At 61.3% G+C, this 22,922-nt stretch carries 18 protein-coding genes; 13 read left to right on the top strand and 5 right to left on the bottom strand.

Annotation, left to right across the window (positions count from 1 at the left end):
- Window positions 1–56: 56 nt before the first annotated feature.
- Complete coding sequence (locus ACS5Q8_RS14810; RefSeq protein WP_443693404.1) at window positions 57–2,501, top strand: UvrD-helicase domain-containing protein; 2,445 nt, start codon at window positions 57–59, stop codon at window positions 2,499–2,501.
- Window positions 2,502–2,617: 116 nt separating this feature from the next.
- On the opposite strand, the gene ACS5Q8_RS14805 is transcribed toward ACS5Q8_RS14810, so the two are convergent.
- On the bottom strand, window positions 2,618–2,890 hold the full coding sequence (locus ACS5Q8_RS14805; protein WP_247403740.1) for a DUF1652 domain-containing protein: 273 nt from the start codon (window positions 2,888–2,890) through the stop codon (window positions 2,618–2,620).
- A 361-nt stretch (window positions 2,891–3,251) separates the two neighbouring features.
- Between ACS5Q8_RS14805 and ACS5Q8_RS14800 the strand changes: the two genes are divergently transcribed.
- Window positions 3,252–4,658: an NAD(P)/FAD-dependent oxidoreductase gene (locus ACS5Q8_RS14800; RefSeq protein ID WP_465159074.1), complete on the top strand. Its 1,407-nt coding sequence runs from the start codon at window positions 3,252–3,254 to the stop codon at window positions 4,656–4,658.
- Between the two features lie 76 nt (window positions 4,659–4,734).
- On the opposite strand, the gene ACS5Q8_RS14795 is transcribed toward ACS5Q8_RS14800, so the two are convergent.
- Window positions 4,735–5,529 carry a helix-turn-helix transcriptional regulator gene (locus ACS5Q8_RS14795; protein WP_465159073.1) on the bottom strand — a complete coding sequence of 265 codons (795 nt, stop codon included), beginning with the start codon at window positions 5,527–5,529 and terminating at the stop codon, window positions 4,735–4,737.
- A 199-nt stretch (window positions 5,530–5,728) separates the two neighbouring features.
- Between ACS5Q8_RS14795 and ACS5Q8_RS14790 the strand changes: the two genes are divergently transcribed.
- The 8 genes from ACS5Q8_RS14790 (at window position 5,729) to ACS5Q8_RS14755 (ending at window position 16,399) form a co-directional block, all read left to right on the top strand.
- The gene (locus ACS5Q8_RS14790) at window positions 5,729–7,093 is read left to right on the top strand and encodes an APC family permease (RefSeq protein ID WP_276193075.1); all 1,365 of its coding nucleotides are present in this window, start codon (window positions 5,729–5,731) and stop codon (window positions 7,091–7,093) included.
- 9 nt (window positions 7,094–7,102) lie between these two features.
- Window positions 7,103–8,206, top strand: a complete 1,104-nt coding sequence (locus ACS5Q8_RS14785; RefSeq protein WP_276193074.1) for a DmpA family aminopeptidase — start codon at window positions 7,103–7,105, stop codon at window positions 8,204–8,206.
- A gap of 357 nt (window positions 8,207–8,563) precedes the next feature.
- On the top strand, window positions 8,564–9,997 hold the full coding sequence (locus tag ACS5Q8_RS14780; RefSeq protein ID WP_426099820.1) for a serralysin family metalloprotease: 1,434 nt from the start codon (window positions 8,564–8,566) through the stop codon (window positions 9,995–9,997).
- Window positions 9,998–10,046: 49 nt separating this feature from the next.
- Window positions 10,047–10,415 carry a protease inhibitor Inh/omp19 family protein gene (locus ACS5Q8_RS14775; protein ID WP_276193072.1) on the top strand — a complete coding sequence of 123 codons (369 nt, stop codon included), beginning with the start codon at window positions 10,047–10,049 and terminating at the stop codon, window positions 10,413–10,415.
- A gap of 104 nt (window positions 10,416–10,519) precedes the next feature.
- Entirely contained in the window at window positions 10,520–12,271 is a 1,752-nt protein-coding gene (locus ACS5Q8_RS14770; protein ID WP_465159072.1) for a type I secretion system permease/ATPase, read from the top strand.
- Window positions 12,268–13,569 carry an HlyD family type I secretion periplasmic adaptor subunit gene (locus tag ACS5Q8_RS14765; protein ID WP_426099818.1) on the top strand — a complete coding sequence of 434 codons (1,302 nt, stop codon included), beginning with the start codon at window positions 12,268–12,270 and terminating at the stop codon, window positions 13,567–13,569. Before ACS5Q8_RS14770 ends, ACS5Q8_RS14765 begins: the two co-directional genes overlap by 4 nt.
- A gap of 2 nt (window positions 13,570–13,571) precedes the next feature.
- On the top strand, window positions 13,572–14,915 hold the full coding sequence (locus ACS5Q8_RS14760; RefSeq protein WP_426099817.1) for a TolC family outer membrane protein: 1,344 nt from the start codon (window positions 13,572–13,574) through the stop codon (window positions 14,913–14,915).
- Window positions 14,916–14,974: 59 nt separating this feature from the next.
- A complete protein-coding gene (locus ACS5Q8_RS14755) occupies window positions 14,975–16,399 on the top strand; it encodes a polyurethane esterase (RefSeq protein WP_426099816.1) in 1,425 nt (474 codons plus the stop codon).
- 76 nt (window positions 16,400–16,475) lie between these two features.
- On the opposite strand, the gene ACS5Q8_RS14750 is transcribed toward ACS5Q8_RS14755, so the two are convergent.
- Entirely contained in the window at window positions 16,476–16,700 is a 225-nt protein-coding gene (locus ACS5Q8_RS14750; RefSeq protein ID WP_276193066.1) for a YgdI/YgdR family lipoprotein, read from the bottom strand.
- A gap of 187 nt (window positions 16,701–16,887) precedes the next feature.
- Between ACS5Q8_RS14750 and ACS5Q8_RS14745 the strand changes: the two genes are divergently transcribed.
- Entirely contained in the window at window positions 16,888–18,534 is a 1,647-nt protein-coding gene (locus ACS5Q8_RS14745) for a VRR-NUC domain-containing protein (protein ID WP_465159071.1), read from the top strand.
- Window positions 18,531–20,795 carry an ATP-dependent DNA helicase gene (locus ACS5Q8_RS14740; protein WP_465159070.1) on the top strand — a complete coding sequence of 755 codons (2,265 nt, stop codon included), beginning with the start codon at window positions 18,531–18,533 and terminating at the stop codon, window positions 20,793–20,795. Before ACS5Q8_RS14745 ends, ACS5Q8_RS14740 begins: the two co-directional genes overlap by 4 nt.
- On the opposite strand, the gene ACS5Q8_RS14735 is transcribed toward ACS5Q8_RS14740, so the two are convergent.
- Window positions 20,785–20,955: a hypothetical protein gene (locus ACS5Q8_RS14735; protein WP_247399924.1), complete on the bottom strand. Its 171-nt coding sequence runs from the start codon at window positions 20,953–20,955 to the stop codon at window positions 20,785–20,787. The genes ACS5Q8_RS14740 and ACS5Q8_RS14735 overlap by 11 nt on opposite strands.
- A gap of 99 nt (window positions 20,956–21,054) precedes the next feature.
- On the opposite strand from ACS5Q8_RS14735, the gene ACS5Q8_RS14730 reads away from it, so the two are divergent.
- Entirely contained in the window at window positions 21,055–21,975 is a 921-nt protein-coding gene (locus ACS5Q8_RS14730; protein WP_276193063.1) for an AraC family transcriptional regulator, read from the top strand.
- Here ACS5Q8_RS14730 and ACS5Q8_RS14725 read toward each other — a convergent pair.
- The gene (locus ACS5Q8_RS14725; protein ID WP_276193062.1) at window positions 21,972–22,922 is read right to left on the bottom strand and encodes an alpha-E domain-containing protein; all 951 of its coding nucleotides are present in this window, start codon (window positions 22,920–22,922) and stop codon (window positions 21,972–21,974) included. The two genes, ACS5Q8_RS14730 and ACS5Q8_RS14725, sit on opposite strands and share 4 nt — an antisense overlap.

Here is a 22,922-nt window from a genome sequence, read left to right as displayed (position 1 = left end):
GCGATTCCGGCGACCATGGCGCACTCGTCAACACCCAGCTCATCGCAGGAGTCCGCGTGCCGCAACAACAGCCTGATCTGCCCCCTGAATTGCGCCCCCTGGCTGAAATGCCGTGGTTGAAGCGGCTCGCCGCCCGATTGTTCGGGCATGGTCTGACCCGCTTGCGCGCGCAGCACCGGTTCTCCTGGCTGCATGGGCAGGCCGATGGTTTTCGCAGTGGGCACGAGGCGGGCGTTGAGTACGGCTATCGCGAGGGCAAGGCCGACGGCATCGAGGAAGGCCGGCAAGTTTTGCTGATTCGCGACTTCCGCCCGCAAGAACACCGTGCGCCGGGGGTGGATGACAGCCTGTTCGATGATTGGCGGCTGCCCCTCACGGCCGATCTGAAAAAGCGTATCAAAGCCGATGTGGCGCGCTTGCTGCCGGCTCACGCGCAGCCCAGCGCCGCGCAATGGAAGATGATCTTCAGCGACACGCCGTCCACTTCAGTGATCGCCGGTGCCGGTGCGGGCAAATCCACCTCGCTGGTGTTGCGTATCCTGCTGCTCACCCATTACCTGGGCTTCGAGCTGAGTTCGATGACCGTGGTGACGTTCACCCGTGAGTCGCGCAAGGACTTCATCCACAAGCTCATGGAAATACTTAGCTTGTGGGGGCAGCCCATTGATATAAAACAAGCCCAGGCTGTAGTGCGGACCTTTCACTCGCGTATCCTGCCGATGGTGCGCAGCCTGCCGGGCTTCGAACGGTTGCAGGCGTTCGAGAACCTCAGCGCGGGCTTCGAGGACGCGGACAGCAACCCGTTCGACCTGCGCCTCAATGAGGCACAGCGCCAGCAGATGAACGCCTGCTACCACCGACTGCACGGCCAGCATGCGCGCTTTCGCGAACTGATTGCACCGCTGGCGCGCCATGGCTTGCAGCTCAAGGAGCTGGAGCGTGATCACCCGGACGTGCAGAAACGCATGGCGGTAACGGAACTGGCCGCCAAGCGCGATGAAGAACTGTGTGACGTGATTGAAGACCTGTGGTTTCGCGCGGGTGCCTGGCCCATCAAGGGGATTGAGCCAAGTCGCCAGACCGTAGAGATCAATGGCGCGCAGTTTCATTGCCATGGCTATATTCCCGAGCTGGATGCCTGGGTCGTGCTGGGCTTCGATTCACGGGAAAACGCCCAGGTCAGCCGCCCCAATGCCAAGCTGTCGGTACGTGCGGAGTGGTCGGTAAAGCGCACCTTATTTCAAGCATTCTGTCGTAAGCCTTTGATATGGTTAGATAGCTATGAGTCATCTAAGCGTCTTTTGAGCAGCCTGGCCGGTGACGCCAGCGCAGGGCCGGGGTTCGATTACAAGGTCAAAGGCGAGCTGGCGTCGGCGCCGTTGCTGGACTGCTTTGTCATGGCTGCAGGCTTCATCGAGAATCTCGGTCTGGATGTGCCCGGCGCTGTGGGCCAGATGAGCTTCGCCAAGGACGATCCGGACCGTTACTTCTTCGAGGCCCTGAGCATTTTCTGGAAAGCCCTGGAAGACCATCTGCTCGACCAGTCGCCGCCGATCATGACCTACAACCGCATGTTCTCGTTGTTTGGCGAAAACACCCCGGAAAACCTCAAGTTGCTCAGCGACCCCCTGTTGCGGCCGTTGTCACACCTGATGATCGATGAGTTCCAGGACGTCTCACCGCAGATCGTGTCCTGGCTGCGCGCCAGCCTGCGTGAAATCCGCAGCCGTGGACCGGCCATGCATGTCGGACGCGGCGCTCAGCGTTCGTCACTGTTATGCGTGGGGGATGATTGGCAGTCGATCTATGGCTGGCGCGGCAGTTCACCGAAGTATTTCATGGAGTTCAACAAGGAATTTCCGTCACCGAGTACCACCCGCGTCATGCTCGGCGAGAACTACCGCAGCCATCAGCACATCATCGATGCCGCCGAACACATTGTGCGCGCCGCGCCGGCGATCCCCGGCAAGAAGGCCAAGGCCTGCGGCGCACCCAAGGCGTTGGTGCCCGTTACGGTGTTGGAACGCGACGATGCGGCGCTGGGGCGTCGACTGCAGGGACACTATGAAAAGGGCGATTCGGTGTTAATGCTTTATCGAAAAAGCAGCGATAAACTATTGATTAAAGAGCATATTAACTCTGTAATTAATGTTGATTCTAGTTTGCCGCCCGCAGCGCGCAGGCTCAAACAACTGACCTATCACAGCGCTAAAGGCCTGCAGGCGGATGCGGTTTTCCTGCTTGGGGATTGCCAGCATGTCACCCGTTCGCCTTACAAGAACCAGGTGTACCGGATGGCCGGCCTGGGCAAGGCTGGCGACACTGAACCGTATGACAACGCGCAAAAAGACGAAGTGCTGCGCCTCGCCTATGTCGGCATTACCCGCGCCATAAGCCATTGCTACTGGTATGTAGAAAAGCCCGAGGGCCAGGCTGTGAATGTACCGAAGGCATCGGAACGGGTAGACGCCAAGAAAGCGTTTTTTGACGATCAGCGCTAAGCCTCGTCTGGCACAGGCCCTGTGTGGGGGCGGGCTTGCCCGCGATAGCGGCGCATCAGTCGAAAAAACAGGCGACTGATACCCCTATAGTGAGCGAGCCTGCCTGCTTTGCGCGCTCAAGCCCTCAACAAATGCGGCGGCACAAAACACTCCAGCTCCGCTTCCACCGCCTCGATGATGCGCTCTACATCGGCGGCATTCATCACCGTGGCACAGGGGATGCCGGCGATGGCGATCAGCGTCTCGCCACTGGCGCGGTCGAACAGACGCGCGACCATACTACCGGGGGCATCCATACTCCCTTCGAAGCCCATGGGGTGAAAATGCCAGCGCATTAGTTGACAGGCGTTGGGGAATGTCACTTTGTTCATGTTGCCCACCTTGTTCATTGAGCGCTTCCTTTAGCTCGCGGCAGGGGCCAGGACCGTTACAGATCATGGCGAGTGAGAGTCTAAAAGTAGCACCCGTTTGCGCACGTCTGCGGAGTTTTTTCGTTCCGTTCGGCAGTTCTTTTCCTATAGGTTGACGTGGGTCATATCCTCGTCGCGGCCGGGCAAAAGGCCACTAGTCAGAGGTTCCGACGAACCATTGAAGGCCGCCGCTGGCCGCTGCCTGTATCGGTAAGCCGATTGATTCGGCGCTGATGGGGGCAGCAGGTCGCTCCAACATTTGTGTGTGTACGCGCACAAGACAACCTCTGACATCCGGCCTTAGTATCCAGCCTATCGAAACGAGGTAGGGGAACCCGGCATGCCGGCATGGCGCACGATAAGTTTATGGATGGACCAGTTGGACGACCCGCTTGTGGCGCGGCCTAGCTTGGAGCACGAGCTGGACGTCAACGTGGCCATCATCGGCGCTGGTTACACCGGCCTGTGGACGGCCTATTACCTCAAGCGCCAGGCGCCTGAGCTGAACATTGCGATCATCGAGGCGCAAACCGCCGGTTTCGGCGCGTCCGGGCGTAACGGCGGCTGGCTGATGGGCAACCTGCTGGGTGAAGACCGTTTGCTCGCCGACCTGACGCCCGAGCAACGGCGTGCTTCGTTTGACCTGCTGCACGGTATTCCCGACGAAGTGGCCCAGGTGCTGGCCCGCGAGCGCATTGATTGCGACTACCGCAAGGGCGGCGCCCTGTACTGCGCCGCGCGTTACCCCGAGCAGGAAAGCAGCCTGCGTCTTTACCTGGACACGCTCTACGCCCAAGGCCTCACCGAGGCCGACTACCGTTGGCTCAGCCCGCAACAACTGGCCGAGCAGTTGCGTATCGCTAAGCCCTATGGCGCGGTCTATGCGCCGCATGTAGCGACGATCAACCCGGCCAAGTTGGTCCGCGGCCTGGCGCGGGTGGTGGAACGCATGGGGGTCGCGATCTACGAAAACTCGCCCGTGACCCATTGGCAGTCCGGCAGCCTACGCACTGCAAAGGCCGGCGTGCGCGCCGCTTGGGTGGTGCCGGCCGTCGAGGGCTACGCAACGACCTTGGCGCCGTTGGGCCGCTACCAACTGCCGGTGCAAAGCCTGATCGTCGCCACCGAGCCATTGCCCGCCAGCACTTGGGACGAAATCGGCCTGAGGCATGGCCAGGCCTTCGGCGAAAGCAGTCGCCAGGTCACCTATGGCCAGCGCTCGGCCGACAACCGCCTGGTGTTCGGTGCCCGTGGCGGTTATCAGTTTGCCGGCAAATTACGCGAGGACTTCGATTTGACCGACAGCGAAGTGGAGTTGCGTCGCTATTTGTTCGGCGAACTGTTCCCACAGTTGAAGAACGTGCGGATTACGCACTCCTGGGGCGGCAACCTCGGTATGTCGCGCCAGTTCCGACCGCACATGCTCTGCGATCACACCACTGGCATCGCGCTGTCCGGCGGCTACGGCGGGGAGGGCGTCGGTGCAAGCAACCTGGGCGGTCGCACCCTGGCCGACCTGATCCTGGGCCTGGATACGCCGTTGACCCATCAGCCCTGGGTCATCCGCGAACGCGGCCTGGAGGCGCTCAAGGCCTGGGAGCCGGAGCCGTGCCGATGGCTGGGTTACAACGCGATCATTCGCAGTTTTGTGCATGAAGACCAGGTATTGGCCAACCCCGATACCGCGCCCTGGCGCCGCAAACTGGCGATCGGCGTGGCCGGTTTCATGGAAAGTTTCATGCACTGAGCCGCTCCAGCCACACCGGCGACCTGGCCAATCCAGATCCCCAAGGAATGCGCGCACCGCGAATCGCGCGGCCCGCCTACGGATTTTCCAGATCATGCCCCAACGACTGGATAAACAACGAGAACAACTCCGGCTGCGAGGAAATATCCAGCTTGGCGTACAGGTGCCGGCGATGCACTTTTACCGTGTCCGGCGAGATGCTCAGGCGCTCGGCCATGGCCTTGGAGGAGAACCCGCGCAATACCAAACGGGCGACCTCCAGCTCGCGGTCCGAGAGCACGCCGCAGCCGAAATGGCTCAGCGCATCGCGAATCTGGCTGGCCATGGCCTGCGCCGCCGGTACACGCTGGGTGCTTTGCTGCCAGTGCTGCTGCATCAACGGCAGCACCCACGCCGCCAACGTGGTCATCAGCCCGGTTTCTTCAACGCTGAAGCGCCGCTGCATGCCCAGTGACAGCGATAACGTCCCCGCGCCAGGCAACTGCAGGATCAATTGCACCTCGTCTTCCAGCACGTTGTCGTGGAAGTAGTTGAGGAAGTATTCACTCTGGCGAAAATGGTCCGGCGCGACTTCCTCCAGGCGGTACACGCCGCTGGCATACCCTTCGCGACAAGCCTGGAAAAACGGGTCGAGCACGTACAGGCCGTTGAGGTACACCAGCATCGACGCCGGTTTGCTGCTGGGCTGGGCGTCGTATTCCTCCAGGGCCTGGGGCAGGCCGTCGAGCGGGTAGAAAATCGCCAGGGCGTTATCGAACGGCAGGCATTGGTGCAACAACAGCACCAGCTGTTTCCAGAATCGCTCGGTGCCGATCTGTGACAGGGTGCGCCCCAGCCCCGCGTGCATGCCGACTTCCCGGAACAGGCTCATGTCACAGTCTCCCGTCATCAAAAGATCGGCCAAGGGTTCGGTTTTTAGCGGGTGTCGTCAAGGGGAGTACGCCAATAGGGGAATTGGCTGACAACACCTCTGGCTTTAACGTCGCCATCATTGAGTGGGAAACATATCCCACGACTTTCAGACTTTTCGTTTCTGCCTCACACCAAAAACAACGACAGAGGATAACGATATGAGTGCTTCCCCCGCGCCAGACGGCGTGCTCAAGCCCACCCTGAGCGTCTTCGATGTGGTGGCCATTACCGTTTCGGCGGTGACGCCTGCAAGCTCGGTGTTCGTGATCGCCCCGTTCGCCATTCAACAGGCGGGCAGCGGCGTGTTCCTGGCTTTTGTCATGGCCGCCTTGCTCGCGCTGATGTTCGCCTTTTGCTACGCCGAATTGGGCCGCGCCCACAACAGCGCCGGCGGAGAATACGTGTATGCCAAGCGGGTGTTCGGCGGCATGGCGGGTTATGCGACGTTCCTGACGGTGCTGGTGATGTTGCTGTTTATCCCGCCGGTACTGGCGACGGGCGCGGCGACCTACTTGAATAACGCCCTGGGCACTAAGTTCGACTCACAAACCGTCGCCCTGGTCATTGTGGTGTGCAGTTACGCCCTGGGCATCCTCAACATCAAGCTCAATGCCTGGATCACCGGCACCTGCCTGCTATTGGAAGTGGCGGCCTTGCTGGTGATCGTGTTCCTCGGCTTCGGCCATCCGGTGCAGCCGGTCAGCGTGTTGTTTGAGCCGCAGATCGTCGAAAACGGTATGTTGCACCTGGCGCCTTGGGCCCTGGTGATTGGCGCGGTCGGCATTGGCCTGTTTTCCTTCAATGGCTACGGGCCGGCGGTGCTGCTGGCCGAAGACATGAAATGCGGCGGCAAGGGCGTACACAAAGCGGTGTTGTGGTCCCTGGGGCTGGTGGTGGTGATTGAACTGGTGCCAATCACGGCGCTGCTGATTGGCGCGCCATCGCTGAGTGCGATGATCAGCAGCCCCGACCCCATCGGCTACCTGCTGACCAGCCACGGCAACGAAACCTTGTCACGCCTGGTCAGTGCCGGGATTTTTCTCTCGGTGTTCAACGCCATCGTCGCCATCGTGATCCAGATCGGCCGCGTAGTGTTCAGCAGCGGCCGCGATGCCCTGTGGACGCCGACCATCAACACGCTGTTCACACGCATTCACCCGCGCTGGGATTCGCCCTGGTTGGCTACGCTGTTCCTGGCGATCCCTTCGGCGCTGCTGAGTTTCAGCTCCAATCTGGCGGACCTCACCTCGTTCAGCGTGCTGCTGATCATGCTGGTGTACCTGATCGTGGCGCTAAGCGCGCTGATGAGCCGGGTGCTGCTGCATGAGCGCGCGCATCCGTATCGCATGCCCTTATGGCCGCTGCCGGCATTGCTGGCGGTGCTGGGCGCCGGGTATCTGTTGATGACCTTGATCGCTGAGGCGTCGGTGCGCGACATCATGGTCATCATCGGCTTGTTGGCGCTGTCGGTGATTCTGTATTGCATCAGTGGCCGGTCGAGTCCGGCGTATCAGAAATTGTAAGGAGTGGTTATGCGCGCACGTCAATTGGGCATCACGTTGGGGTTGGGCACACCCGGCGCGTTGAATGCCATCACCGATGTTCCCGGGGTCCGGGTCGGCCACAGCACGCTCAAGACCCGCGTCGACAGTAAACAGGTGTGCACCGGCGTCACGGTGATCCAGCCGCGTGCCGGCGAGGCGCGGCACCAGCCGTGCTTTGCCGGGTATCACGTGCTCAACGGCAATGGCGATGCCACGGGCCTGGAGTGGATCCGCGAAGCGGGGCTGTTGACCACGCCACTGGCGATCACCAACACCCACAGCATCGGCATTGTGCGCGACACCCTGATTGCCCTGGAGCGCGAGCGCCTGGCGGATCCGGCCGTGTACTGGTGCATGCCGGTGGTGATGGAAACCTACGACGGCCTGCTGAACGATATCTGGGGCCAGCACGTCAAGCCTGCGCATGTGCGCCAAGCGCTGGAGCACGCCGAGAGCGGCCCGGTGCAGGAAGGTGCGGTGGGCGGCGGCACCGGGATGATCTGCCATGAATTCAAGGGCGGGATCGGCACCGCGTCGCGTCGATTGCCGGCGGAGCAGGGCGGCTGGACGGTCGGGGTGCTGGTGCAGGCCAACCATGGTAAGCGCCAGGAATTGCGGGTCGACGGCTACCCGGTGGGCCGGCACTTGATGGAGATCGCGTCGCCGTTCGCCGAGCGGGGCACGCCGGGCATGGGCTCGATCGTGGTGATCCTGGCCACCGACGCGCCCTTGTTGCCCCATCAATGCCAACGCCTGGCGCAGCGCGCGTCCATCGGGATTGCGCGCACCGGCGGCGGCACCGAGGATTCCAGCGGTGACCTATTCCTGGCCTTCGCCACCGGTAATCAGGCGCTGCCCCCGGCGGATTACGGGCGCAAGGACCTGGCGTTCAGCACCGCGTTACAGATGGTCAATAACGATCATATTTCCCCGTTGTTCCTCGCGGCGGCGGAGGCGGTGGAGGAGGCGATCATCAATGCCATGCTGGCCGGTGAAAGCATGACCACCGATGACGGGGTGCAGGTGCCGGGTTTGGACGGCGAGACACTGTTGCAGGCATTGCGCCAGGCGGGCTGGAACAGTTGCCGATAATTCTGTGTATTTATAAAGGTGGTGGCTCTTTAATGTCGCCAATGACACCGTAACAATATATTGGATCCATTTAAATAAGTGCGCCGCTCAAGTTGAGCGGCTTTACCGCTATTTAATATTTAAATAACAGCGCGCTGCTTTTTGTAGGACAAAAGCAACTAGCCCCCTGCAAACATTGCACACGACTTGCTTAAGTTGCCGATGGGTCGGTTTTACTGCGCAAATAGAGGTAGACGAAAGATTTCAAGTTGTGTCAGTTTCGTGACGCCTTCAAAAGAGGCGAGTGATAGGACGATCTCGCCAGCGAGGTTCCTATCGACCCAAGACTGATGCACTTGCACACAAGGAAGTACGTTTATGTCAAAAGTAAAAGACCAGGCTATTGTATCTGCCGCGCAAGCCAGCACTGCGTATACGCAAATTGATAGTTTCAGTCATTTGTACGACCGTGGCGGCAACCTCACGATCAATGGCAAACCCTCTTATTCCGTTGACCAGGCAGCCACCCAACTGCTGCGCGATGGCGCCGCGTACCGGGACGTTGACGGCAACGGCAAGATCGACCTGACCTACACCTTCCTGACCTCGGCCTCCTCGAGCACGCTGAACAAGCATGGCATCTCGGGCTTTAGCCAGTTCAACAGCCAGCAGAAAGCCCAGGCCGCACTGGCCATGCAATCCTGGTCGGATGTCGCCAACGTCGCCTTCACCGAGAAGGCCAGCGGCGGTGATGCGCATATGACCTTCGGCAACTACAGCGGCGGCCAGGACGGCGCGGCGGCCTTCGCCTATCTGCCCGGCACCGGCGCGGGCTATGACGGCACCTCGTGGTACCTGACCAACAGCAGCTACACGCCCAACAAGACCCCGGACCTGAACAACTACGGCCGGCAGACCCTGACCCACGAGATCGGCCATACCCTGGGCCTGGCTCACCCTGGCGACTACAACGCCGGGAATGGCAACCCGACCTACAACGACGCGACCTATGGACAGGACACGCGCGGCTACAGCCTCATGAGTTATTGGAGTGAGAGCAACACCAACCAGAACTTCAGCAAGGGCGGGGTCGAAGCCTATGCCTCCGGGCCGTTGATCGACGATATTGCGGCGATCCAGAAGCTCTACGGCGCCAACTACGCCACCCGCGCGGGTGACACCACCTACGGTTTCAACTCCAACACCGGGCGTGATTTCCTCAGCGCTACTTCCAACGCCGACAAGCTGGTGTTTTCGGTCTGGGACGGCGGTGGCAATGATACCCTGGACTTCTCCGGTTTCACCCAGAACCAGAAAATCAACCTCAATGAGACCTCGTTCTCCGACGTTGGCGGCCTGGTGGGCAACGTGTCCATCGCCAAGGGCGTCACTGTGGAAAACGCCTTCGGCGGTGCGGGCAACGATCTGATCATCGGCAACAATGCCGCCAACCTGATCAAGGGCGGCGCCGGCAACGACCTCATCTACGGCGCTGGCGGGGCGGACCAACTGTGGGGCGGCGCCGGTAACGACACCTTTGTGTTCGGTGCCAGTTCCGATTCCAAGCCAGGGGCGGCGGACAAGATCTTCGACTTCACCAGCGGCTCCGACAAGATCGACCTGAGCGGCATCACCCAAGGCGCGGGCCTGAGCTTCGTCAACGCGTTCACCGGGCATGCCGGCGACGCGGTATTGAGCTATGCCTCGGGCACCAACCTGGGTACCTTGGCCGTGGACTTCTCCGGGCACGGCGTGGCGGATTTCCTCGTCACCACCGTGGGCCAGGCAGCGATCAGCGACATCGTGGCCTGATGCACGCGCGCGGTGCTTCGGCGCCGCGCTTCCAGGAGGGAGCATATACATGCCGCGTTTTTCTCATTTGATCGCCTGTGTCCTACAGGTGTTGTTCGTGTCGGCAGGAGCCCACGCAATGGCTAGCAGTCTTGTTTTACCCACCGCCGCCCAGTTGGCCGGACATTGGCAACTGCACCGAGAGGGTCAGGTCTGCGCCCTGGATTTGCTGGAGCAGGCCAACGCCTTGGGTGGCGACGTGGCATGTGTTGAGCAGTGGCTGGGGGACAAACCCCTGACGTGGTCACCGACACCGGACGGGATCTGGTTGATGAATGCCGAAGGCTCAGGGATTACCCACTTGAATCGCCAGCGCGACGGTGAATACCAGGCACGCACGCCATCCGGCGTTCTCGTGATATTGCAACGAATACCTTAGTTTCCAGTTATAACGCTATAACTCGAGTTTACTAGTTGGCCACCGCTTATTTAGGGGCTGGGGCAACTATTGCCGGTCATTGGGCTCAAGGAAGATCAAACACTATGGCGAAGCCCCAAGTCGTCGCGCCGTTATTCAAGGCGTTGGGTGAATATAAAAGTATTTTGATCAGCGTTGGCTGTTTCACTGCATTGATTAACCTGCTGATGCTGGTGCCGTCCATTTATATGCTGCAAGTGTATGACCGCGTGTTGTCCTCCCAGAATGAAACCACACTGGTGATGTTGACACTGATGGTCGTAGGCTTCTTCGCCTTTATTGGCTGCCTGGAAGTGATCCGCAGTTTTATCGTGATCCGCATCGGTAGCCAGTTGGAGCGACGCTTCAACTTGCGCGTATATAAAGCCGCCTTCGAACGCAATCTGCAGCGCGGCCAGGGGCATGCCGGGCAATCCCTCGCTGATTTGACCCATATCCGCCAGTTCATCACCGGACCGGCGCTGTTCGCGTTTTTCGATGCGCCGTGGTTTCCGATCTATCTGTTGGTGATTTTCCTGTTCAACGTGTGGCTGGGCGTGCTGGCCACGGCGGGGGCCTTGTTGCTGATCGGCCTGGCTTGCCTGAATGAATACCTGACCAAGAAGCCCCTGGGTGAGGCCGGCGGTTACTCCCAGCAATCCAGCCAATTGGCCACCAGCCATTTGCACAACGCCGAAACCATCCAGGCCATGGGCATGCTCGGCGCATTGCGCAAGCGCTGGTTTGCCGTGCATTCACAGTTTTTGGGTTTGCAGAACACGGCCAGCGACACCGGTTCGGTGATCACCTCACTGAGCAAATCCCTGCGCCTGTGCCTGCAATCGTTGGTGCTCGGCCTGGGTGCGTTTTTGGTGATCAAAGGCGAGATGACCGCCGGGATGATGATCGCCGGTTCCATCCTGATGGGCCGGGTGCTCAGCCCGATCGACCAGTTGATTGCGGTGTGGAAGCAGTGGAGTTCGGCCAAGCTGGCCTATCAGCGGCTTGACGAGTTACTGCGCGAGTTCCCCCCGGAAGTCGCGCAGATGGCATTGCCCGCGCCCAAGGGCCAGGTGGGTTTCGAGCAGGTCAGCGCCGGCCCGCCGGGTCGACGCCTGGCGACGCTGCATCAGGTCAGCTTCAACCTGGGCGCCGGCGAAGTGCTGGGGGTGCTTGGCGCGTCGGGCTCCGGCAAGTCCACCCTGGCCCGTGTGCTGGTGGGCGTGTGGCCAACCCTGGCCGGCACCGTGCGCCTGGATGGCGCGGATATCCACCGCTGGGACCGTGACGATCTCGGCCCGCACATTGGCTATCTGCCCCAGGACATCGAACTGTTCAGTGGCAGCATTGCCGACAACATCGCGCGCTTTCGCGATGCCGACCCGCAACAGGTGGTCCAGGCGGCACAACAGGCTGGCGTACATGAATTGATTTTGCGCCTGCCCCAAGGCTACGACACGGTGCTGGGCGACAACGGCGGCGGCCTGTCCGGCGGCCAGAAGCAACGGGTCGCCCTGGCGCGTGCGCTGTATGGCGGGCCGCGGCTGATCGTGCTGGATGAACCCAATTCCAACCTCGACACCGTCGGTGAAGCCGCGCTGGCCAGCGCCATCGTGCAGATGAAGGCCCAGGGCAGCAGCGTGATTCTTGTCACCCACCGCTCTTCGGCCCTGGCCCAGGCCGACAAGTTGCTGGTGCTCAACGAAGGCCACCTGCAGGCGTTTGGGCCGAGCCAGGACGTGCTGCGCGCGTTGTCCGGCCAGCAAGAGACGCCGAAGGAAAAAACCGGCGTCAGTTTCAGTCGTCAGTATCAAGCCGGAAGGAATCCAGGCGCATGAGCATGCTTACTGTTGAAAAACGCGACGCTGGTTTCTTTGTGCGCATGGGCTGGTGGCTGACGGTGCTCGGCGCCGGTGGGTTCTTCCTCTGGGCCAGCCTGGCGCCGCTGGACCAGGGCATTCCGGTACAGGGCACCGTGGTGGTCTCGGGCAAGCGCAAGGCGGTGCAGACCTTCAGCCCCGGTGTGGTCAGCCGGATTCTTGTGCGTGAAGGTGAGACGGTCAAACAGGGCCAGCCGCTGTTTCGTCTCGACCAGACCCAGAACCAGGCTGATGTGCAATCGCTGCAAGCGCAGTACCGCATGGCCTGGGCCAGTGTGGCGCGTTGGCAGAGCGAACGCGACAATCTCTCCGTCATCGTTTTTCCCGCCGAGCTCAGCGCCACTCCCGACTCCGCGCTGGCCTTGGTGTTAGAAGGCCAACGCCAACTGTTCAGCAGCCGCCGCGAAGCCTTGGCCCGTGAACAGGCGGGGATTCGCGCGAATATCGACGGCGCCAGGGCGCAGCTTAATGGCATGCGCCGCGCGCGCAGCGACCTGACCGCCCAGGCCCAATCCCTGCGCGACCAACTGAGCAATCTGCAGCCCTTGGCCGACAATGGCTACATCCCACGCAACCGCTTGATGGAGTACCAGCGCCAGTTGTCCCAGGTGCAACAGGACCTGGCGCAAAACACTGGCGAAAGCGGACGCGTGGAGCAGGGCATCCTCGAATCGCGGCTCAAACTGCAGCAGCACAGCGAGGAATACCAGAAGGAAGTGCGCAGCCAACTGGCCGACGCGCAACTGCGCAGCCTGACACTGGAGCAGCAACTCACGTCCGCCGGGTTCGACCTGCAACACAGCGAAATCAACGCGCCGGCCGATGGCATTGCGGTCAACCTTGGCGTGCACACCGAAGGGGCGGTGGTGCGCGCCGGGGAAACCTTGCTGGAAATTGTGCCCCAGGGCACGCGGTTGGAAGTCGAGGGGCATTTGCCGGTCCACCTGGTGGACAAGGTAGGCACCCATCTGCCGGTCGATATTCTGTTCACCGCCTTCAATCAGAGCCGTACCCCGCGTGTGCCGGGGGAGGTCAGCCTGATTTCCGCCGACCAACTGCTCGACGAAAAAACTGGCGCGCCGTACTACGTGCTGCGTACCACCGTCAGCGAGGCCGCGCTGGAAACACTCCACGGCCTGGTGATCAAGCCAGGCATGCCCGCTGAGATGTTCGTGCGCACCGGCGAGCGCTCGTTGCTCAATTACCTGTTCAAGCCGCTGCTCGACCGCGCCGGCTCTGCGTTGACCGAGGAATGAACATGAAACCGCTGTTCATTGCCTTGCTGTTGACCTGTGCGCCTGCCCAGGCCGCCATGGGCCCGTTCGATGTGTACGAACAGGCCCTGCGCAACGATCCAGTGTTCCTCGGCGCGATCAAGGCGCGCGACGCCGGCCTGGAAAACCGCACCATCGGCCGCGCCGGGCTGCTGCCGCGGCTGTCCTACAACTACAACAAAGGGCGCAACAATTCCCAAGCGCACCTGCCTGACGGACGTGGCGGCAGCTATCGCGACGAGCGCAATTACAACAGCTACGGTTCAACCTTCAGCCTGCAGCAACCGCTGTTCGACTACGAAGCCTATGCCAACTACCGCAAGGGCGTGGCCCAGGCGCTGTTTGCCGATGAAAGTTTTCGCGACAAGAGCCAGGCGCTGTTGGTGCGGGTGCTGAGCTATTACACCCAAGCGTTGTTCGCCCAAGACCAAATCGAGATCGCCCGCGCCAAGAAAAAGGCCTTCGAGCAGCAGTTTCAGCAGAACCAGCACCTGTTCCAGCAGGGCGAGGGCACACGCACCGACATTCTTGAAGCCGAATCACGCTATGAGCTGGCCACCGCCGAAGAAATCCAGGCGCTGGATGAACAGGACGCCTCGTTAAGAGAGTTGGGCGCGTTGATCGGCGTGCAGAGTGTCAACATCAACGACCTCGCGCCGCTCAATCAGCGCTTCGCCGCCTTTAGCCTGACGCCGGCCAACTACGACACCTGGCACGAGTTGGCGATCAGCAACAACCCGACGCTGGCCTCGCAACGCCAGGCTTTGGAAGTGGCGCGTTATGAAGTGGAGCGCAACCGCGCCGGGCACCTGCCGAAGATCACCGCGTATGCCAGTTCGCGCCAGCAGGAGTCCGACAGCGGCAACACCTACAACCAGCGCTACGACACCAACACCATTGGCGTCGAAGTCAGCCTGCCGCTGTATGCCGGTGGCGCTGTCTCTGCCTCCACGCGCCAGGCCAGTCGCGCCATGGAGCAGGCCGAATACGAGCTGGAAGGCAAGACCCGTGAAACCCTGATCGAACTGCGTCGCCAGTTCAGCGCCTGCCTGTCGGGCGTCAGCAAGCTACGCGCGTACCAGAAAGCCCTGGCCTCGGCCGAGGCGTTGGTGGTGTCGACCCGGCAAAGCATCCTCGGCGGCGAGCGGGTCAACCTTGATGTGCTCAACGCCGAGCAGCAGCTCTACAGCACCCGGCGCGACCTGGCCCAGGCGCGTTACGACTACCTGATGGCCTGGACCAAACTGCACTACTACGCCGGCAACCTGCGCGATACCGACCTGGCGCAAGTCGATGAGGCATTTGGGCCGGTGCGCAACCAGCCGTAGCGCCACCTGGGGCGTCATTGCGCTTTCTCGACAAGTCCAACAACAGAGAGGCACTACCGATGGGTATCTTTGATTATAAAAACCTCGGCACCGAGGGTTCCAAGGCGCTGTTCACCGATGCGATGGCGATCACGCTGTATACCTACCACAACCTGGATAACGGCTTTGCCGTGGGTTATCAGCACAACGGCTTGGGCGTTGGCTTGCCGGCGACGCTGGTCGGTGCATTGCTTGGCGGTTCCGACTCCCAAGGCGTGATTCCCGGTATCCCGTGGAATCCCGACTCGGAAAAAGCCGCCCTGGAAGCGGTACAACACGCCGGATGGACGCCGATCAGCGCGAGCACCCTGGGTTACGGTGGCAAGGTCGACGCCCGAGGCACGTTTTTTGGCGAAAAGGCTGGCTATACCACCGCGCAGGTCGAGGTGCTGGGCAAGTACGATGACGCGGGCCGTTTGCTCGAAATCGGCATCGGCTTTCGCGGCACGTCGGGGCCGCGGGAAAGCCTGATCAGCGATTCCATCGGTGATCTGGTCAGCGATCTGCTCGCCGCCCTGGGCCCCAAGGATTACGCGAAGAACTACGCCGGCGAAGCCTTTGGCGGTTTGCTCAAAACGCTTGCCGACTATGCCGGCGCCCATGGCCTGAGCGGTTCCGACGTGGTGGTCAGCGGCCACAGCCTGGGCGGGCTGGCGGTCAACAGCATGGCGGAGTTGAGCGGCCAGCAATGGTCGGGGTTCTACACGGACGCCAACTATGTGGCCTACGCGTCGCCGACCCAGAGCGCTGGAGACAAGGTGCTGAATATCGGCTATGAAAACGACCCGGTATTCCGTGCGCTGGACGGTTCATCCTTCAACCTGTCGTCCTTGGGCGTGCATGACAAACCCCACGAATCGACCACCGACAACATCGTCAGCTTCAACGATCACTACGCCTCGACGCTGTGGAACGTGCTGCCGTTTTCCATTGCCAACCTGCCGACCTGGGTGTCACACCTGCCCAGCGGCTATGGCGATGGCCTGGCCCGGGTTCTCGGATCCGGGTTCTACGAGCAGATGAGCCGGGACTCTACGGTGATCGTCGCCAACCTGTCCGATCCGGCGCGGGCCACTACCTGGGTGCAGGACCTCAACCGCAATGCCGAGCCGCACAAGGGCAACACCTTCATCATCGGCAGCGACGGCAATGACCTGATCCAGGGCGGTAAGGGCGCGGACTTCATCGAAGGCGGCAAAGGCAACGACACCCTCCGCGACAACAGTGGCCATAACACCTTTCTGTTCGGCGGGCAGTTTGGTCAGGATCGGGTGATCGGCTATCAGTCAACCGACAAACTGGTGTTCACGGATGTGCAGGACAGCCTGGATTATCGCGAGCACACCAAGGTAGTGGGTGGCGATACGGTAATCAGTTTTGGCGCGGATTCGGTGACGCTGGTGGGCGTGAGCAATTGGTCGGGGGAGGGTGTCGTGATCGGTTGAAACCGCGTTGGCACGCGGTTCAAAGGGTGGGAGCCGGCGGGCTCCCACATGTTTGATCGGGGGCGGCAGTGAGGGATCAGTCTTCCTTGCGAACCGTGGCCACATCGCCGGCTCTGACGCGGATGTGCTTGCCGGCGATGTCGGTGAATTCATAAAAACCGTCGGCGGTATTGGTCTTCGGTATGTCTTTGGTTAAATACTGCGTGCCATTTTGCAATGTCACTACGGTTTGCGTCGCGCAACCGGCCAATACCAGAAAAGTGAGTGCAACCAGTGGCAGCCCCAAATTCTTCATGCTCATAACCCTTACCTTAACCCTGAAAAGTCCCGCTACCTGCGGCTGCGGGCCATAAATGTTACGCGATCAACTCCCCCATCTGATCACTTTTATGCAAAAAGTTGCGTGCGCCATTTATCTATTACCGATTGCAACAACGCGTCTACGACGGCAATCTGTATGCATAACCAGTATTTGATCGCTGCGGACCATGGCCGACCCCCTCGAAGACCCCCTGTATTACCTGCATAACTTCCGCCAGGTGCTCGATTGGCTGGGGCAACGCTATGCCGATTTGCTCGATGCTGACGAAGTGCATTTCATTCAGCAATTTGACAGGTTGCCGCAGGCGTCCCAGGCATTGCTGGTGCGCATGGTGATGCGCAAGGGCGTGCATTTTCGGGCGGGTAAGCTCAATTATCTGGAGATCGGCTGCCCGCATGCTGCGGCGCACCCGTTGAAGGCATTGGGTTGGATCGATGATCAGTGCCTGCTGGGTTTTGACGAACTGTTTGGGTTGCTGCAAAAGGGCGAGGTGCTGGGCGCGTTCCAGCCATGGATCGACCAGCCCAAGGGTAAGAAGACCGATTGGCTTGAGCAGTTGGCGCCGCAGTTCACTGAGCAGCGCCGCTTTGCGCACTGGTGCCCCGAGCTGGATGACGTGCTCTACAGCCTCACCGTGATGGACTTGTGTGATCGCCTACGGTTGTTGTTCTTCGGCAACCTGCATCAGGACTGGTCGGAGTTCGTGCTGGCGGACCTGGGCATCTATACCTACGAAAAGGTCGAGTTTTGTGCCGAGTCCCGTGGTTTGCGCAGCCGTGATGACGTGCTGGGGTTTCTGTTCCTGCACCAGTGCCAGCAAGCCTTTGAGTCCGCGCAAGCGCTGCACAGTGTGCTGGCGCAGATCGCCACTTTGCAGACCGACAACCCATGGCTGGAAAAACGCCGGGCCAAGCTGTTGTTCCAGGTCGGCCAGTATTGCGAGCGCAGTGCCGAGTTGGCGCTGGCCGAGCAGATTTACCGCGCCTGTGCTTATCCTGGCGCACGCTCACGCTTGATTCGCGTGCTGGAGCGCCAGGAAGACTACGCCCAGGCCATGGCCCTGGCATGCGCCGCCCAAGAGGCACCGGAAAGTCCCGCCGAGCAGCAACACCTGCTGCGTGTGTTGCCACGCCTGCGGCGCAAATTGGGCGCGCCGGCCTTGCCCAAGGTCAAGCCGCGCGAAGTCACGCGCCTGGACCTGGCGCTGCCACTGCCGGAACCCTTGATGTCGGTGGAGTATTGCGTGCAGGCCCATCTGAGCGAGCCCGATGCGCCGGTGTACTACGTCGAAAACGGCCTGATCAATTCGCTGTTCGGCCTGTTGTGCTGGGAGGCGATCTTCGCGCCGCTGCCGGGGGCATTCTTTCACCCGTTCCAGCGCGGGCCGGCGGATCTGCACAGCGAAGACTTTCATCAGCGCCGTGCGTCACTGTTCGCCGCCTGTTTCGAGCAACTGCAGGATGAACGCTACAAAAACACCATCCGCCAACGCTACGTGGACAAGTGGGGCATCCAGTCACCGTTTGTCTTCTGGAACCTGCTCAGTGAAGAGCTGCTGGAGCAGGCCTTGGCGTGCTTGCCCGCCGAACACTTGCACTACTGGTTCGAGCGGCTGTTGCTGGACATCCGCGCCAACCGCGCCGGTATGCCGGACCTGATCCAGTTCTGGCCCGCCCAGAAAACCTACCGCATGATCGAAGTCAAAGGCCCTGGCGATCGCCTGCAAGACAACCAACTGCGCTGGCTGGAGTTCTGTGGCGAGTACCAGATGCCGGTCACCGTCTGTTATGTGCGCTGGGTGCAGCCCGCTTGAGTTACACCGTGGCGGTGCGCGCACTGTGTGAGTTCACGGCCAAGGTCGGCGACCTTGACCTGCGCTTTACACCGTCGCCTAGCGCCCAGGAAGGCATCGCCGGTCATCGCACGGTCGCCTCCCGGCGCAGTGCGCACTACCAGAACGAAGTGGCCCTGGAAGGCGAATACGAGGCGCTCAAGGTGCGGGGCAGGGCGGACGGTTACGACCCGGACAGTAACCGCCTCGAAGAGGTGAAGACCTACCGCGGCGACCTCGATGCCCAGCCCGCCAACCATCGGCAATTGCACTGGGCCCAGGTCAAGGTCTACGGCTGGCTGATGTGCCAGAAGCTTGGGCTTGCGCACATCGATTTGGCGCTGGTGTATTTCGATATCGTTGGCGAGGGCGAAACCTTGCTGAACCAGCGCTTTGCGGCCGCCGATCTGCAACAGTTCTTCAACCAGCAATGCGCATTGTTTCTCGGTTGGGCGCGCCAGGAGATGCAGCACCGCGACGCCCGCAACCGCGCCGCGCAGACCCTGACGTTCCCTCACAGCGACTTTCGCCCCGGCCAGCGCACCCTCGCAGAGTCGGTGTACAAGGCTGTCAGCACCGGCCGCTGCCTGATGGCCCTGGCGCCCACCGGCATCGGCAAAACCGTCGGCACGATCTTCCCCATGCTCAAGGCCTTGGCGCCCCAGCAATTGGACAAGGTGTTTTTCCTCACCGCCAAGACCCCGGGCCGCAAACTGGCCCTCGACGCCGCACACGTGCTGTACGCCAGCAGTCCCGAGTTGCCGCTGCGCGTGCTGGAGCTGGTGGCGCGGGACAAGGCCTGCGAACACCTGGACAAGGCCTGCCACGGCGAATCCTGCCCGTTGGCCAAGGGTTTCTACGACCGCTTGCCCGCCGCGCGTAACGCTGCCGCCAAGGTGCGCCTGCTCGACCAGCGCAACCTGCGCGAGGTCGCTCTGGAGCACGGCGTCTGTCCGTATTACCTGAGCCAGGAAATGGCCCGTTGGACCGACCTGGTGGTCGCCGACTACAACTACTATTTCGACTTTGGCGCGCTGTTGTTCGGGCTGGCCCAACTCAACCAGTGGCGCGTCGCGGTGCTGGTGGACGAAGCCCACAACCTGGTGGAGCGCGCCCGTTCGATGTACAGCGCAAGCCTTGATCAGTACGCCCTCAAGACCGTGCGCGATATGGCGCCTGAGCCGTTGAAGAAGCCCTTGCAGCGCCTGAATCGTGAGTGGAACGCCTTGCACAAGGACCAGCTCGCGCCTTATCAAGCCTACGCGGCCAAACCCGACAAACTGCTCCAGGCCCTGAGCCTTTGCGCCAGCGCCATGGGTGACTACTTCAACGACCACCCCGAGGCACTCACCGGCGATCTGCAAGCCTTCTATTTTGAAGCACTGCAATTTGCCAAGGTCGCCGAGCTGTTCAACGAACATTTCATCTTTGATATCAGCCTGCGCCAACTGCGCGGCAAGCGCAGCGGCTCCACGTTGTGCCTGCGCAATGTGGTGCCCGCCGAATTCATCCGCCCGCGATTGACGGCGGCACGCAGCAGCGTGTTGTTTTCCGCCACGCTGAGCCCGCGTCACTACTACGCCGACCTGCTGGGCCTGCCGGCGGACACCGCCTGGGTCGATGTGGAATCACCGTTCAATGCCGCGCAATTGCGGGTGCGCATTGTCGATGAGGTCTCCACCCGGTTCGTGCATCGCCAGGCCTCACTGGAACCCATCGTAGAATTGATCGCCGAGCAGTTCGCCCGCCAACCGGGTAATTACCTGGCGTTCTTCAGCAGTTTCGATTATCTGCAACAAGTGGCGCTGTTACTCGCCGAGCGACACCCGCACATCGCACTGTGGCAGCAGTCACGCGGTATGGTCGAAACCGAGCGCCAGGCCTTTCTCGAGCAGTTCACCGAACACAGCCAGGGCGTTGGCTTTGCGGTACTGGGCGGCGCGTTTGGCGAAGGCATCGACCTGCCCGGCGCGCGCTTGATCGGCGCGTTCATCGCCACCCTGGGGCTGCCGCAACTGAACCCGGTCAACGAACACATGAAGCAGCGCATGGGCGCGATCTTCGGCTCCGGCTACGACTACACCTACTTGTACCCGGGCATTCAGAAAGTCGTGCAGGCGGCGGGGCGGGTGATCCGCAGCCAGCAGGACACCGGCGTGGTGATGTTGATCGATGATCGGTTCGGCGAAGCGCGGGTGCGGCAGCTGTTGCCACGGTGGTGGGCGATAGCGACTAAAGCGTGACGCCTGCGCCTGCCAATACGCGCACGGCTTCCAGGCCAATGCCTGAATAACCTCCGGTGACGATGGCAGTCATACCGTGCAAATCTTTACCCGCCAACGCTTGCAAAGCGGTTGTCGTGCCGTCGAATCCACTCTCGATAGGGCTTTGTGTATGGATCATAGGGCGCTCTCCATGAGGGGCGGCTATGTTCTCCCCTAGAGGCCGGACGCGAAACGGCCTAAAGTCCGTTTTTCTATCGCGATCGTCCGGAGATTTTTTATGGATAGCCTGTCCGAGGTGGTGGCACTGTTAAAGAGCCATCGTGCCTATTTCGCCGGCCTCAAGGCTGGCGGCGATTGGGCCCTGGATTTTCCGCCGCCGGAGGGCATCAAGTTCAACGCTGTGGTGGAGGGAAAGTGTTGGCTGGAAGTGGAGGGCATGCCGGTGCCGATCCCCTTGAGCGAGGGCGATTGCTTTTTGTTGACGCAAAACCGTCCCTGGAGGTTGTCCAGCAACCTGGCGCGGGAGGGCGTTGATGCGCGCGAGGTGTACCGTGACGCGGTGGGGGGTATTGCCCGTCTGGGTGAAACTGTTGATCTGTTCCTGATAGGCGGGCGTTTTAGCTACGGTGACGACGCCCGGCTCTTGCTGGAGGGGTTGCCGCCGGTGGTGCGCATCAGCGCCAGGTCCGAGCAGGCCAGCGTTTTGCGCTGGTGCCTGGAGCGCTTGGCTCGGGAATATGCCAGCCCGATGCAAGGCGCGGCGTTGATGACCGAGCATCTGGCGCAGATGATGCTGGTGCAGATCCTGCGCCTCTATCAGGCATCCATGGGCGCCAGCACCACGGGATGGTTGGCGGCGTTGAACGATCCGCGGTTGGCACCGGTACTGCAGCAAATACACGCCGCACCGGCACGCCGCTGGACCTTGAGCGACATGGCCGGTGTCGCGAGCCAGTCCCGTTCGACCTTTGCCCTGCACTTCAAGCAGCGGGTCGGGATGGCGCCCCAGGAGTATCTGACTCGCTGGCGCATGCACCTGGCAGTACAGGCCTTGAGCACTTCGGGCAGCAGCGTGTCCCGTATCGGCCAGTCACTCGGGTATCAGTCGGACAGTGCGTTCAGCAGTGCCTTCAAGCGCCTGATGAACTGCTCCCCTCGGGAATACCGCGAGCGAAAGGGCGCGCACCTCGATGTCTAAACCACCTCCAGATACGAGCTGTGAATCGCCCGCGCCAACTCGCGCACCGTGTCGATGAATTCCGTCAGGCGGCTGTGCAAGCCTTCTTCGAGGATTTCGTCGATCCCGGTATAGCGCAGCCGCGCTTCGAACTCGGCGGCCAAGCGCTGCGCGGTGCGTCCATAACTGCCCGGCAAATCCGCCAAAATATGGCTCAGTTCCTCAATGCAGGCATGCAACGAGCGCGGCACATCACTGCGCAACAACAGCAACTCCGAGACCGAGCGCGCATTCAACGCATTCGGATACAGTTCCGTGTACGCCTCGAATGACGACAGCGCGCGGAGCAGGGCGCTCCACTGGTAATAACCGCGCGCCGACAAGTCGCTGACTTCCTCCGATTCCTCGCCGAACATCTCGTAGCGCGCATCCAGCAGACGCAAGGTGTTGTCGGCGCGCTCGACAAAGGTGCCCAAGCGAATGAACCGATAGGCATCGTTGCGCATGATGGTGCCCGACGTCGCCCCGCGAAACAGGTGTGAACGCTGCTTGACCCAATCACAGAAGTGGCTGATGCCATGCCGCGCCAGCCCGCCGGCGGCGATGCTGCGCATTTCCAGCCAGGTGGCGTTGAGGTTTTCCCACATGTCGGCGGTGATACGCCCGCGCACGGCATGGGCGTTGCCCCGCGCGGCGCGCAGGCAGTTGTAGATGCTGGCGGGGTTTTCTTCGTCGAGGGCGAAGAAGTGCAACATGCGTTCGGCATCCAGTTGGCCGTGGCGCTCCAGGTAGTTATCCAGGGTGCCGCTGCTGAGCAGCGACATCGCCAGTTCGTCGAGGCCATCGCTGTGCCCGGCCTGGGGCATCAATGACAGCGAATAGCTGACTTCGAGCATGCGCGCCAGGTTCTCGGCACGCTCCAGGTAACGGGACATCCAGTACAGATCTGCGGCGGTTCTACTCAACAT

The sequence above is a fragment of the Pseudomonas sp. PAMC25584 genome (genome assembly GCF_058135675.1).
This window is presented reverse-complemented; position numbering and strand designations above follow the sequence as displayed.

Coding starts and splice junctions, on each gene's coding strand:
- ACS5Q8_RS14805 (WP_247403740.1), bottom strand. CDS start 2,890: ATGAACAAGGTGGGCAACATGAACAAAGTGACATTCCCCAACGCCTGT.
- ACS5Q8_RS14800 (WP_465159074.1), top strand. CDS start 3,252: ATGCCGGCATGGCGCACGATAAGTTTATGGATGGACCAGTTGGACGAC.
- ACS5Q8_RS14795 (WP_465159073.1), bottom strand. CDS start 5,529: ATGAGCCTGTTCCGGGAAGTCGGCATGCACGCGGGGCTGGGGCGCACC.
- ACS5Q8_RS14790 (WP_276193075.1), top strand. CDS start 5,729: ATGAGTGCTTCCCCCGCGCCAGACGGCGTGCTCAAGCCCACCCTGAGC.
- ACS5Q8_RS14785 (WP_276193074.1), top strand. CDS start 7,103: ATGCGCGCACGTCAATTGGGCATCACGTTGGGGTTGGGCACACCCGGC.
- ACS5Q8_RS14780 (WP_426099820.1), top strand. CDS start 8,564: ATGTCAAAAGTAAAAGACCAGGCTATTGTATCTGCCGCGCAAGCCAGC.
- ACS5Q8_RS14775 (WP_276193072.1), top strand. CDS start 10,047: ATGCCGCGTTTTTCTCATTTGATCGCCTGTGTCCTACAGGTGTTGTTC.
- ACS5Q8_RS14770 (WP_465159072.1), top strand. CDS start 10,520: ATGGCGAAGCCCCAAGTCGTCGCGCCGTTATTCAAGGCGTTGGGTGAA.
- ACS5Q8_RS14765 (WP_426099818.1), top strand. CDS start 12,268: ATGAGCATGCTTACTGTTGAAAAACGCGACGCTGGTTTCTTTGTGCGC.
- ACS5Q8_RS14760 (WP_426099817.1), top strand. CDS start 13,572: ATGAAACCGCTGTTCATTGCCTTGCTGTTGACCTGTGCGCCTGCCCAG.
- ACS5Q8_RS14755 (WP_426099816.1), top strand. CDS start 14,975: ATGGGTATCTTTGATTATAAAAACCTCGGCACCGAGGGTTCCAAGGCG.
- ACS5Q8_RS14750 (WP_276193066.1), bottom strand. CDS start 16,700: ATGAGCATGAAGAATTTGGGGCTGCCACTGGTTGCACTCACTTTTCTG.
- ACS5Q8_RS14745 (WP_465159071.1), top strand. CDS start 16,888: ATGGCCGACCCCCTCGAAGACCCCCTGTATTACCTGCATAACTTCCGC.
- ACS5Q8_RS14735 (WP_247399924.1), bottom strand. CDS start 20,955: ATGATCCATACACAAAGCCCTATCGAGAGTGGATTCGACGGCACGACA.
- ACS5Q8_RS14730 (WP_276193063.1), top strand. CDS start 21,055: ATGGATAGCCTGTCCGAGGTGGTGGCACTGTTAAAGAGCCATCGTGCC.
- ACS5Q8_RS14725 (WP_276193062.1), bottom strand. CDS start 22,922: ATGTTGAGTAGAACCGCCGCAGATCTGTACTGGATGTCCCGTTACCTG.